This window comes from Acinetobacter sp. 789_lipA, assembly GCF_058242845.1.
Genome location: NZ_JBZAYS010000001.1, coordinates 2,891,402 through 2,904,177 on the forward strand (window position 1 = coordinate 2,891,402; position 12,776 = coordinate 2,904,177).

Sequence of the window (12,776 nt, forward strand, 5' to 3'; positions counted from 1 at the left end):
TTTATGGCTAAAGGTAGCGCTATCCATTACAGCCAAGAGCAACTGGACTTTATTAAAGCCAACTGCACATTAAGCCGAAAGGATCTCACTGAAAAGGTTAATGGTGTATTTGGGAGTGAATTTTCTGTTGATCAGATTAAATCCCTGTGCACCAGGAACAAATGGAAATCTGGACGAACTGGTTGTTTTGAAAAAGGCTCAAAACCTTGGAATACAGGCACCAAAGGTGTCTGCAAACCAAACTCAGGAAACTTTAAAAAGGGCCAAATATCCTGGAATAAAAAACCTGTTGGTTACGAGCGTATTTGTTCTAAAGATGGCTATGTACTTATCAAAACAGCAGAGCCGAATGTCTTTGAGTTGAAACACCGGGTAATTTGGGAAAAAGAAAATGGCCCCGTTCCCATGAACCAAGTATTGGCATTTAAAAATCAGGATAAAACAGATTGCCGGTTAGATAACTTAATACTGATGAGTAGAACCGATATGGTTCGATACAACCAGAGTTATCAAAAATTGGCTAATCCTGAAAATAATGAGTCTTGTTTGTTAATGGCCAAAGTTAAAAATATGAAGCATCAACTTCTCAAGAAGGTGTCTTGATGGATCTTCAACACATCGCCCAAGAACTTGCCGAAGAATTCGCACCACTTGTTATAGGTCAATCAGGCACAACCAAAACATTCACGGTGGAGCAAGCCTCTGCCCTTTATCACATCCTTGTAAGTTTTGGATATAAGGATGAATGCACAGGATTGGACACCAAATTACCGTTTGAGTTAATTGATATTAAGAAGGAGGTATCTTAAATGGCTCGTTTAACTAAAATCGATAAAATGTCCGCATGCGAAAAAAAAGCTGTAATTAAAGATTTTCGCAATGCTCCGCCTGAAGCGGATTTTCCACCCGAAGCCATTGCACTAACCTTTCATATTTCACTGGCTTGGCTGCAAAAGAAGAGATGTGAAGGTGGTGGAATACCCTTTTCAAAACCGACAGCTAAAACAGTACTCTATCGAAAAAGTGATGTTTTAGAATTTATGGACAGCAACCGGCTCCAACACACAGCCTAATAAAAAGCCCTCAGTTGAGGGCTTTATTTTTGAATATGATTTTATATTTTAGTAAGTCTACTTAGAGTCTACAAATTGGAACCTCAAGTAGACTCATTGTAGACGCTAGAGCTATTTCCGTAGATCGTAATAGATAGTCAGATATTGCAATATGCTGTAAATATAGGTATTTGAGGATTATTTAAGATGCAGGATATTGCGAAATATTGTATGAAATTGCGAATTTTATAGGAGAATTTAGAATTATGAGTCCGCTGCTCTAACCAACTGAGCTATAGGCCCTAATATGCTGAATTTGTTATATATCAACAAGTTCAGGCGAAATGAATACTATCGAAGATTTTTTCAAAAGACAAGCTTTTTCATACATGGTTGTACACTATCCAAACAATCAGGGGAATTTACATCATCAAACTGACATATCAGGTCTTTCACGATGTTTGAGTTACATACTAAGACTCAAAAGCACTTATAAACACTACAATAATAAAATTTAATTAAATTGGATAAAAACTAAATACCGGCTTTTTCTTTTTTTCGTGACTCAATGAAAAACTCAACAATTGACCAAATAACCACCAAAGAAAAGAGAACGATTGCACATAAAAAAGTCGAAAGATAAGCCATTTTAACAATCCTGAACTTTGTTAAACCAAAGTTAAAGTGTGAAAATGCACACTTTAATCTTAGACCAAAGTCTAATCTTTCATTTCGATTATGAATAGTGGTATTTTCATTTTCACCATATTTATTTTCTATTTGATTAGATTTAAAACATCTTAATGTTCCATTTTCACCCTCTACTTCTTCAACTACTTAGGATTCAAGCCCATTCATAAAAGTGGTAAGTGCAATCAAGTAGGACTTGACTCAAACCGTAAACAAGCAGACATTAGCCTCTTTAAAAAACACTTGTATTTTTATGGTCATGTTAAAAAAATTCATTGGTGAGTCTGCGTTTAAACTCACAGGCTGGAAATATCATGTAGAACCAAACGTTTTGGAAGACAAGCAAGTCATTATTGGATTTGAACATACTTCTATGTTGGATGCTGTCTTGTCACTGGCGATTTTTCAAATCTACGATATGAAAATCCATACCCTGATTAAAAAAGAATTATTCAAAGGGCCAATGAAGCCCATACTCGAAGCCATTGGTGGCATCGCGGTCGATCGTAAGTCAAATAAAGACATTGTGTCTCAAATGGTTGAATACTTTAGTCAAAATGAAAAATTCAATTTAGTCATTGCACCTGAAGCGACACGCGCCAAAACAGGTGAAGTACGTAAACCTATTCGTACTGGGTTTTGGCATATTGCTAAAGCAGCAAATGTCCCTATTGTACTGATGTACGCGAACTCAAAAACCAAGCAAGGCGGTATTTTTGGAAAAATCTACCCTACAGACCTAGATCATGACTTAACGCTTATTAAAGCACTTTATAAAGAGCATGTTGGTTTAGATATTGAGATTCCAGAACCTAAAACTGCTGCACAATAAGGTCGTTTAATTAACCTAAAAGAATGTGAAGACGCTATTCTTTTAGGTCTCTGTGGGTGTTTCCCAACAGTTAATTTTTAAAGTGAACTGCCTCACAAGGTAAATTTTAAATAACTGGCTTTATTTCAAACAATTTTAATTCTTTTTTTGTTTGTTCAGGCGATTTTCAGAAAAACACCTACTTTCGCATAAAAAAGTGCTTATGGTAGAATTTGCACAATTTGATAGGCACAAAGCCAATCTACAAGGAGCATATTTCGCATGGCGGGTCATTCCAAGTGGGCCAATATTAAGCATCGTAAAGCAAAACAAGATGCTAGCCGTGGTAAACTTTTTACCAAATTTATTCGTGAATTAACAACTGCTGCAAAGCTTGGCGGTGGTGATGCTGCAAGCAACCCACGTCTTCGTGCAGTTGTAGAAAAAGCACTTTCTGTAAATATGACACGTGACGTTATCAACCGTGCAATCCAACGTGGTGCTGGTGGCGAAGATAACGATGATTTAAAAGAAATTACTTACGAAGGTTATGGTGTTGGTGGTGTTGCAGTTATTGTGGAAACCATGACTGACAACTTAAACCGTACTGTACCGGATGTCCGTCACTGTTTCTCAAAAACAGATGGCAACTTAGGCACAAACGGTTCAGTTGCTTTCTTGTTCACAAAACGTGGTGAGATCACTTTTGAAGATGTGTCTTTAGAAGATAAAATCATGGACGTGGCACTTGAAGCAGGTGCTGAAGATATCGAAGTCGATGAAGATGAAATCTTAGTCATTACTACACCTGAATCTTTTGGTGATGTACAAGATGCTTTAACTGCTGCAGGTTTAAAATCGGACAATGCTGAAGTGGTCATGAGCCCTTCAACTAAAGCCGAAATCACCGATATCGATCAAGCGAAAAAGATTATGAAAATGATTGATATGCTTGAAGATTTAGATGATGTACAAAACGTATATACCAATGTTGAATTCTCTGACGCGGTATTGGCAGAATTAGACGCCTAATCTTCTGCTTTAAAAATGCGTTCTCAAATATAGCTTTGGGAGCGCATTTTTTATGGCTGATTGAATACACTGTCAATAAATTTTGCTTTTTTAAATCGATATTCATCCATCGTTAAATATTGGCTGTCTTGTTTTAATTGATTATAAGCCATGACTAAATTCTGACTTTTCAACAAGCGATCACGAAAGATCAAAAAACTTTGCCACTGAGAGTTTTTCACGACCCATTAAATAGCAACATCATCCTGCTGTAGCGACTCTAGCATACACAGTTCATGCGTTCTTAAAGTATCAAGCTTTTCAACAAAACCTAAACTGGAAATACTAACGATGGCTGAGTCAAAATCTACAGCATCAACAGCCACATAAATATCCAAATCACCTTTAGAAACTGCATAAGGAATGGCAGATGAACCAATATGTTCAATCTGTGCTTTGGGTATGAAAGCTAAAAGTTGTCGCTGGTAGTATACAAATTTTTAATGGCAAGATGCTTGATACTCAGTAGCTGCATAGAACCTCAGCATACGCTAAACCTTACTCAACAAACCGCTACAGTTAAATACATTATATTCTTTAATCACAAAGCTTGAATGAAGTGCTACCACATGCTCAATTTTACCAATGCGTTTGAGTAAAATATCACTGTAATTTTCCATATCTCTTGCCACAACTTCAACAATAAAATCTGCTGACTGCCCTGTCACTAAAAAGGCATTGGTCACTTCAGGAATGCTTTCCAACTCTTCCAAGAACTTGGAAAAAGTGTCGGTATCATGTTTACTCAAAGATACTTGGAGTAAAACATGTAGGCTAAACCCGAGTTTTTGATAGTTAATATCTCGCTTAACTTTAGTCATAATCGCATTATCAATCAGATGCTTAATACGACGATGCACCGAACTGACCGATAAATTAATACGCTCTGATAATTCGTTTAGATTGATATCTTCATTACTTAAAATTTCTAAAATTTGCTTATCAAAACGATCTAATTCCATTATTTAACTCTCATGACAACTTATGTTTATAGGTGTTTATTTCATATTAAGCATTTCAAATGAAAGATAAAGCTTATTTGCAGTTTTTTTTCATATATTTTCAGATTAATAAAAAGATATCAGCTTTTTTAGACAAAGAGTGCCATGATCTTTTACAACGTGTTAAATAGACTGAGAAAATTTCTATTCAGTTTCTCAAAATAATGATATTGAAAATACAAGAAAGGCAAAGGCTGTATGTATCACATACCACCTTTGCCTTGTTTGGCTTGAGCTTATTTTAAACGCCGCGCCAGTCGACTCGAGCATTGCGCTCGGTTTGATAGACTCTTAAAACATACTGCCCCAAGGGTAAATTGGTTAAATAGGTTTTATAAGCACTAAATTCTTCAGATAGACTTTCCTCATGGTCTTTTTCCCAAGGTGTCCCTTTAATCTCCAGTACAGGCGCCAACATCGAACACACAGCAATATCCGCCAAACCTAAACGATCCCCGACAAAGTAACGTCCATGATTAGCAATTAACTTCTCATTCAATACTTCAATTAAACGCTGCATTTCGGCTTTGGAATGCTCTATTTTCTCTGCATTCAACTCATAGCCTTTCGACATCAATGTTTTCATTAAAGGTTTAGTGTATTTTTCAAATTTACGTAAATAGCCCTTTTCGCCCAACATAATCTGTAACGATTGATCGTTATCGGACAATGCATGGGCCAACCCCCAACGACGCACATGCAATCCCAAGTCGTTGGCTAGTGCATTAACATCTAAAGCCTCTTTACGAAGCTGTACTTCATTACGTAACAGTCGATGTTCTGGATAACGCTCATCAAGATATAATGCAATCTCGGTGGTATCAGCGACCCATTTGTTCTGATCACGCAAAATAGGCAGTTTATTTTGACCGGTCTTTAACTGTGCAAAAGCCCGGTGAACCCCAGGCACCACATTTTGTGCAACAAAATCTAGCTCTTTATGATCGAGCAACCAGCGAGCTTTCTCACAAAAATGAGATAAAGGAAACTGGTATAAAGTTCTCATAAATGCTCCACATTTATTTTTCTATTTTGACTTTTCAGAAAAGCCATCTATTTCAGTTGGATACTTTAGTCACTGTATTTAGGATTTACAATGTACTTTTTACTCAAAACTGCCTAGCAAATGCTCAACAGCCTTTATCAAATTTCTTTGTACACGACAAAAAAAGATAACTCATTGAAATAATGGCATAATACTTGTTTTCTGACGACGAATATGATGACACATTTCAATGAGTTACATCTCATCTTAAACAAATATCTAAAGTGGAACAAGTCACATGTAAAATGTTTTACACTGATTATGATTGCATTAATTGTAAAACAGACATGTAATCTTTCTTCTGCATCTAAAGCCTTACCCATCAAGTGCTTACCACAATCATTTTATCGACGTATACAACGCTTCTTTGCAGGTCAGTATTTTGATTATCGTCAAATTTCTCAGTTAATTTTCAATATATTTTCATTCGACAAAGTGCAACTGACTTTAGATAGAACCAATTGGAAATGGGGAAAACGAGATATCAATATCTTGATGTTAGCCATCGTCTATCGTGGAATAGCGATACCTATTGTTTGGACATTGCTCAATAAACGTGGAAATTCAGATACAAAAGAGCGTATTGCTTTGATTCAACGCTTTATCTCTATTTTTGGTAAAGACCGTATTGTGAATGTGTTCGCAGACAGAGAATTTATCGGTGAGAAATGGTTTACATGGTTAATTGAAAATGACATTAACTTCTGTATACGTGTTAAAAAAACTTTATTGTGACCAATCACTTAGCCAGGAATCATAAAATTAGTGATTTATTTCGTCATCTTCAAGTTGGTCAAACTGAATGTCGTAAACGACGTATTTGGGTTGGTCGAGTAAAACTGTATATTAGTGCGCTACGATTAGAAGATGGAGAACTTTTACTTGTTGTTTCTCCTATGTTTAATGCTTCTGCTATTCGTGATTATGCATTACGCTGGGAAATCGAAACCTTATTTAGTTGTCTCAAAGGACGTGGATTCAATCTTGAAAATACTCGTTTAACAGACCCTGGACGAGTCAAGAAATTGATAGCAGTGCTAGCTATCGGTTTCTGTTGGTGCTATTTAACAGGTGAATGGCAACATGATCGAAAAAAAGCGATAAAAATAAAGAAGCATGGACGACTTTCAGTAAGTTTATTTCGCTACGGTTTGGACTATGTTCAAATGGCTATTCTACGTTTGATTGGTTTTGGAAAAAAAGAAGAATTTAAGAAAGTGCTAGCAATTTTAAGAAAGAAAAAGCCTGATAGGACAAGGATCCTATGAAATTTGTCGTGTACAGAGATCAAATTTATACGTTTTTTTCTCTACAATATCTCAAATCTTGATAAGCAAGCCTTTGATCATACTATTTACCCCACCGTTAAATTAGTTATTCCTTATTTTTCAAATTCTTAACATATCTTCTAAATGATTAAACTTAGCATATTTTGTTTTTAACTTTTTAGCTGCTAAGTAATTCAAAATCCTTCATTTAATCATTCAAGCAATCCCAAGTAGCGTATAGGCATTAAGTAAAGGTGCTTTTATGTCTCATACACTCTCTAAAAATATTCACGTGATACAAAATGATCAGGACGCAATTAATGCAGCCTATCATGTCGCTGACTTTGCCTTAGAAGGTCGGGATCAACGTGATCAGAACCGTCAACTCCCTTTTGCTGAAGTCGAGTTATTTAGCCAAAAAGGATTAGGTGGTATTCGTATTCCTCAAGCTTTTGGAGGCGCATTTGTTTCCAACAAAACCTTAGCTCAGGTTTTTCGCATTATTAATAAAGCCGACTCAAGTGTCGGCCAAATTCCCCAAAACCAAATTGCGCTGCTTAACATGATTGATATCTTAGGCAACGAACAACAGAAACAGTTTATTTTTAATGAAATATTAAACGGCAAACGCCTTGCCAATGGCGGCCCTGAACGCAATACCAAAGACACTAAAACTCTGAGTACAACATTAAGCATTGAAAATGGTCGTTACTATGTCAATGGTGAAAAGTTCTACTCTACAGGCAGTAGCTTTGCCCATTGGTTAGCTATTAAAGCCATTCACCCTGAAGGATATGTGGTACTGACGCTTGTTGATGCCACAGCACAAGGTGTGGAAGTCATTGATAACTGGAACGGTTTTGGTCAGCGTACAACTTCAAGCGGCACAGTAAAATTACAACGGGTTGAAGTCGATCCACTACTTATCTTTGATGAGCGGAAACTGGTTGAAGACGTCAATTACCGTGGTGCTTTCTCGCAGTTAATGCAAGTTGCAATTGATGTCGGTATTGCAGAAGCCGCATTTGAAGACACTTTGTCAGCAGTGAAAAAAGCCCGACCAATTGTCGATGCGCAAGTTGAGAAAGCCAGTTTTGAACATTACACCTTACAAGAAGTCGGCAAATCCGCTGTCCTGTTGGATGCCGCTATTTTACTGCTCGATGAAGCTGCTGAATATTTAGATGAGCTCGACCGACTGAGCATTGTCAGTGCCGAACAAGCAGCTAAAGCTTCCATTCTAGTCGCCGAAGCAAAGGTCTATGCTAATGATGCTGCACTACAAATTTCTGAAAAACTCCTAGAGCTTGGCGGCAGTCGTTCGAGCCTAAGCCAACATAATTTAGATCAACATTGGCGCAATGCACGTGTGCATACCTTACACGACCCGATCCGCTGGAAGCTGCATGCACTGGGTAACTACTATTTGAACAACACTTTCCCTGCTCGCCACGCCTGGATTTAAGGAGAACATTATGACTTCATTTCAACCTATTCTTCCACTTCAATCCAAAAATGCAGCGTATGCACATATTATTCAAAGCGATGCCGAAGCCTTAGAGATTGCCAAAAATTTAGCTGAGCAGTTTAAACAACAGGCTATCCAACGTGATGCGGAACGTATTTTGCCTTTTGAGGAAATCGAAGCCTACAGTCAATCTGGGCTCTGGGCGATTACTGTACCGAAGGAATTCGGGGGCGCAAATGTTTCCAGCTATACGGTCGCGCAAATTATTGCACTAATGAGTGGTGTGGATGGTTCGATTGGACAAATTCCCCAGAACCATTTCTATGCCTTAGAGGTTTTACGTAACAACGGTACTGAACAACAAAAGCGTAAACTCTATGCAGAAGTGCTAAAAGGTGCACGCTTTGGTAATGCCTTGGCAGAGTTTAAAACTAAAAATGCAACACAAAAACAAACTGCACTCAGCCAAACTGAACAAGGCTATGTGGTCAATGGTGAAAAGTTTTATTGCACAGGTAGTCTGTTTGCAGACCGCATCCCCACTTTAGTCAAAGATGCCGATGACAAAGAGTTTCTGGTCTTTATCCCACGGAGTAGCCAAGGACTCGAACTGATTGATGATTGGTCGGGTTTTGGTCAACGTACCACAGGCAGCGGTACAGTCAAATTCAATCATGTCGCTGTAGATGCTGAAGATATTGTTCCTTTCGATACCGCTTTTTCTAGACCGACTCTGGTTGGGCCTTTTGCTCAAATTATGCATGCTGCCATTGAAACAGGCATCGCGCGTGCTGCTTTTGAGGAAACACTGGTTCGTGTGCGTCAGGCTCGTCCGTGGATTGACTCTGCTGTTGAACAGGCAACCGATGATCCTCTAACACAGTTTGAACTGGGACGAGTAATTGCCGATGTTCGTGCCAGTGAAGTCTTACTCAAACAAGCGGCCCGCTCAATCGATGCAGCACGTCCTTATCCAACCATAGAAAACATTGCTAAAGCATCACTGGATGTAGCGAAAGTTCGTGCACACAGTACAGAAACCGCATTAAAAGCCGCTTCGAAATTGATTGAACTGGCAGGCAGTCGTGGTAGTCAGCGTGAAGATGGCCTAGACCGCTTTTGGCGTAATGCACGTGTTCACACGCTACATGATGCGTCACGTTGGAAATATTACTTCATTGCCAATTATCTTCTTAATGGTGTACTTCCGCCACGCAGAGGGACATTGTAATGACATTATCATCTCAAAATAACAAGTCGAAGCAAATCATCCTGAATGCCTTTGATATGAATAGCGTAGGTCATATCAATCACGGTTTGTGGACACACCCACGCGATGAGTCACATCGTTTTAATGAACTCAGCTATTGGACCGATTTGGCGCAAACTTTAGAGCAAGGTTTATTTGATGGGTTGTTTATCGCCGACATTACGGGTGTTTACGATGTTTATCAAAATGGTCTTGATTTAACCCTAAAAGAGTCGATTCAGCTTCCAAGCCATGACCCAAGTACACTCGTTTCTGCTATGGCTGCCGTTACACAGCACTTAGGTTTTGGTGTCACTGTAAATCTGAGCTATGAGTCGCCTTATCAGTTTACACGACGCTTTGCGAGCCTCGATCATTTAACCCACGGTCGTATTGGTTGGAACATTGTCACGGGTTACTTAGACAGCGCAGAACGATTAATTGGTCAAAAAGGTTTAAAAGATCACGACTTACGTTATGAACAAGCTGAAGAGTTTCTCGAACTTTGCTATAAATTTTGGGAAGGTTCTTGGGAAGACGATGCCGTACAAAAAGATAAATTAAACCGTGTCTTTACCGATCCGTCAAAAGTTCATGCCATACAGCATCAAGGCAAATTTTTCCAAAGTCAGGGCGTTTTTCAAGTTTCTCCATCTATTCAGCGGACGCCTGTACTTTATCAAGCGGGCGCTTCAAGTAAAGGCTTAGCTTTCGCAACTCAGCATGCTGAAGCCATGTTTATTGGTGCTGACACGCCTAAAAAACTGAAACAGCAAGTCGATAAGATTCGTGCGCTTGCATTAAGCCATGGACGTGATGAGCAAGCTATTAAACTCTTTGTTGGCATTAGTATAGTGACGGCAGAAACGGACGAACTCGCACAAGAAAAACTGACAGAATATATTCGCTATGCCAGTCCAGAAGCAGGTTTGGCTCATTTTTCCAGTTCGGTCGGAATTGATTTGGGCCAATTCGCAGATGATGAAGCGATTCCTTATAAACAAACCAATAGCATTGCTTCGGTCAATAACAAATTTAAAGAACAAAAAGTTACGCGAGCTGATTTGAAAGCCCAGCATGTACTCGGTGGACGCTATCCACTGATCGTCGGGAGTGGAAAAACTGTAGCAGAGAAACTCATTCAGCTCTTAGATGAAACTGGCGTAGACGGCTTTAATCTCACACGAACCGTTGCCCCAGAGTCACATCAAGACTTTATTCGTTGGGTCATCCCAGAATTACAAGAGCGTGGACGTTATAAAACCGCCTATGAAACAGGTAGTTTACGCCACAAATTATTCGCTCAAGGTGACCGACTGGCCGCAGACCACCCAGTACAGCAGTATCGATGTCAAAGCTCGAGCTCTCATCCTAAAACACAGCAAAAACAAACCGCATAAATTTTAAAATACGAGAAATATCATGGCTCAAACTGCAAAAACAAAATTTACCGTTATTGGGGTAATTGTCGCCGCCATCGTCATTGCACTGGTGGCGTGGTCTTATCATAAAAAATCGAGCAACACTGAACTGGTGATTGGGATCAGCCCACCCTTTGCCAATCCGTTAAAGGTGGCTGTGGAAGAAGCAAAACAGCAAGGCATCAACGTCAAACTGGTCGAGTTTTCGGATTGGAATACCCCCAATATCACGCTCAACCATGGTGATATTGATGCCAACTATTTTCAGCATCAGCCCTTCTTAGATAACGCCATCAAAGAAACCCAATTTAAACTCAAAGCACTGGATAAAGGCGTCACCACACACGTCGGTTTATATTCAAAAAAATATGACTCGATTGCTGCGATTCCTGAAAATGCACGTACAGTTATTCCAAATGATCCAGTAAATCAAGGTCGTGCGCTTTTACTGTTACAACAGGCTAAATTGATTAGCTTAAAAGATCCAAACAATCACCTATCCAACCTGCAAGATATTGTCAGCAATCCTAAAAAGCTCCAGTTTATTGAAGTTGAAGGTCCACAAACTGCGCGTGCCGTTGATGATGCTGACTTGGTCTTTAGCTATCCACATTATTTACGTCTTGCAAAAACCATCGACCCAAATGATGCACTGATCTTAGATGACAACACCAATACCCTGTATTCGATTTTATTTGTGGTGCGTGACGACTACCAACAGCAACATCCAGAGAAAGCGGCACAACTTGAAAAGTTCATCAAGATTTATCAAACATCTGACAAAGTTAAACAGACTTTGAATAGTGAAATTGGTGAAAAACTTTGGTTCCCTGGTTGGAAGTGAGTATAAGCAATGACGCAATCTTTCATTCAAAATCGAAAAAAATGGCTGATTGGCTTAAGCATCATCGTGGCATTTTTTTCTCTAGCGGGTTACCGCTATAGCAAAAGCCATGCGCAAGATGATGTCTTAACGATTGGTATTAGCCCACCTTATGCCGAACTGCTGCAAAGCGTGGCAGATGATGTAAAAAAGCAAGGCATTCAAGTCAAACTGGTTGAATTCTCTGACTGGCATGCGCCAAATGTTGCTGTGCAAAATGGTGACATTGATGCCAATTTTTTTCAACAAAGTGTCTTTCTACGCAATGCGATTCGCGAAACAAATTATGATCTGCATGCATTCGCCACAGGAACAGGAAGTCATGTCGGACTGTATTCAAAAAAATATAAGTCCTTAGATTCACTACCAACTCAAGCACGTGTGGTCATCCCCAATGACCCTGTAAACTCGGCACGTGCTCTAATTTTACTGCATCGTGCAGGTTTGATTCAGCTCAAAGACCTCAACAATGAACTATCTACTGTACAAGATATTGTGAGCAATCCTAAACAGCTTCAGTTTATTGAAGTAGAAGGCCCACAAACTGCTCATGCGTTTAATGATGCCGATTTAATTTTTGGCTTCCCGCATTATTTAAAAATGGCCAAAGTCACAGATCCTCATCATGCCCTTTTTCTTGATCCTATAGACAAGAAATACGCCATTTTATTTGTGACACGTGAAGACTATCCAGATCAAAACCAGAAACTTGCGACCTTTGTGCAAGCATTCCAAAACTCAAAACACGTTCAAGAAATTTTAGACCGTGATTTTGGCCAAGGTCTGTGGTTTGAAGGCTGGAAATAAGGAGAAAAAG

General features: G+C 39.1%; 13 protein-coding genes and 1 pseudogene. 11 read left to right on the top strand and 3 right to left on the bottom strand.

Going from position 1 to position 12,776, the window contains the following annotated elements; all coding sequences use genetic code 11:
• The first annotated feature begins 3 nt into the window (after window positions 1-3).
• The 5 genes from AC4CUZ_RS14260 to AC4CUZ_RS14280 all read left to right on the top strand — a co-directional run bounded on the left by AC4CUZ_RS14260 (window position 4) and on the right by AC4CUZ_RS14280 (window position 3,585).
• The gene (locus AC4CUZ_RS14260; RefSeq protein ID WP_490747843.1) at window positions 4-603 is read left to right on the top strand and encodes an HNH endonuclease signature motif containing protein; all 600 of its coding nucleotides are present in this window, start codon (window positions 4-6) and stop codon (window positions 601-603) included.
• The gene (locus AC4CUZ_RS14265) at window positions 603-809 is read left to right on the top strand and encodes a hypothetical protein (protein ID WP_490747844.1); all 207 of its coding nucleotides are present in this window, start codon (window positions 603-605) and stop codon (window positions 807-809) included. The genes AC4CUZ_RS14260 and AC4CUZ_RS14265 overlap by 1 nt, the downstream gene beginning before the upstream one ends.
• Window positions 810-1,073, top strand: coding sequence for a hypothetical protein (locus AC4CUZ_RS14270; RefSeq protein WP_004693415.1), 264 nt, complete (start codon window positions 810-812; stop codon window positions 1,071-1,073).
• Between the two features lie 928 nt (window positions 1,074-2,001).
• The gene (locus AC4CUZ_RS14275; RefSeq protein ID WP_317113631.1) at window positions 2,002-2,574 is read left to right on the top strand and encodes a 1-acyl-sn-glycerol-3-phosphate acyltransferase; all 573 of its coding nucleotides are present in this window, start codon (window positions 2,002-2,004) and stop codon (window positions 2,572-2,574) included.
• Window positions 2,575-2,835: 261 nt separating this feature from the next.
• Window positions 2,836-3,585 carry a YebC/PmpR family DNA-binding transcriptional regulator gene (locus AC4CUZ_RS14280; protein WP_004980080.1) on the top strand — a complete coding sequence of 250 codons (750 nt, stop codon included), beginning with the start codon at window positions 2,836-2,838 and terminating at the stop codon, window positions 3,583-3,585.
• Window positions 3,586-3,635: 50 nt separating this feature from the next.
• Here the strand turns inward: AC4CUZ_RS14280 and AC4CUZ_RS14285 are convergent.
• The 3 genes and pseudogenes from AC4CUZ_RS14285 to AC4CUZ_RS14295 all read right to left on the bottom strand — a co-directional run bounded on the left by AC4CUZ_RS14285 (window position 3,636) and on the right by AC4CUZ_RS14295 (window position 5,631).
• A pseudogene (locus tag AC4CUZ_RS14285) lies at window positions 3,636-4,109 on the bottom strand (GrpB family protein).
• Window positions 4,110-4,115: 6 nt separating this feature from the next.
• Complete coding sequence (locus tag AC4CUZ_RS14290) at window positions 4,116-4,586, bottom strand: Lrp/AsnC family transcriptional regulator (protein ID WP_086209319.1); 471 nt, start codon at window positions 4,584-4,586, stop codon at window positions 4,116-4,118.
• Window positions 4,587-4,866: 280 nt separating this feature from the next.
• Entirely contained in the window at window positions 4,867-5,631 is a 765-nt protein-coding gene (locus tag AC4CUZ_RS14295) for a glutathione S-transferase family protein (RefSeq protein ID WP_490747845.1), read from the bottom strand.
• Window positions 5,632-5,847: 216 nt separating this feature from the next.
• On the opposite strand from AC4CUZ_RS14295, the gene AC4CUZ_RS14300 reads away from it, so the two are divergent.
• From AC4CUZ_RS14300 to AC4CUZ_RS14325, 6 genes are all read left to right on the top strand, one after another.
• Window positions 5,848-6,938 (top strand): IS4-like element ISAba33 family transposase gene (locus AC4CUZ_RS14300; RefSeq protein ID WP_115736667.1). Its coding sequence is split into 2 segments (ribosomal slippage): window positions 5,848-6,388 and window positions 6,388-6,938, totalling 1,092 coding nucleotides; the frame shifts between segments, so codons are not numbered across the junction.
• Window positions 6,939-7,200: 262 nt separating this feature from the next.
• Window positions 7,201-8,403 carry an SfnB family sulfur acquisition oxidoreductase gene (locus AC4CUZ_RS14305; protein ID WP_490747846.1) on the top strand — a complete coding sequence of 401 codons (1,203 nt, stop codon included), beginning with the start codon at window positions 7,201-7,203 and terminating at the stop codon, window positions 8,401-8,403.
• A 10-nt stretch (window positions 8,404-8,413) separates the two neighbouring features.
• Entirely contained in the window at window positions 8,414-9,637 is a 1,224-nt protein-coding gene (locus tag AC4CUZ_RS14310; RefSeq protein WP_490747847.1) for an SfnB family sulfur acquisition oxidoreductase, read from the top strand.
• Window positions 9,637-11,055, top strand: coding sequence for an LLM class flavin-dependent oxidoreductase (locus AC4CUZ_RS14315; protein ID WP_490747848.1), 1,419 nt, complete (start codon window positions 9,637-9,639; stop codon window positions 11,053-11,055). The genes AC4CUZ_RS14310 and AC4CUZ_RS14315 overlap by 1 nt, the downstream gene beginning before the upstream one ends.
• A gap of 22 nt (window positions 11,056-11,077) precedes the next feature.
• Window positions 11,078-11,920 carry a MetQ/NlpA family ABC transporter substrate-binding protein gene (locus tag AC4CUZ_RS14320; protein WP_058869506.1) on the top strand — a complete coding sequence of 281 codons (843 nt, stop codon included), beginning with the start codon at window positions 11,078-11,080 and terminating at the stop codon, window positions 11,918-11,920.
• Window positions 11,921-11,929: 9 nt separating this feature from the next.
• Complete coding sequence (locus AC4CUZ_RS14325) at window positions 11,930-12,766, top strand: MetQ/NlpA family ABC transporter substrate-binding protein (protein WP_058869505.1); 837 nt, start codon at window positions 11,930-11,932, stop codon at window positions 12,764-12,766.
• The last annotated feature ends 10 nt before the right edge of the window (window positions 12,767-12,776 follow it).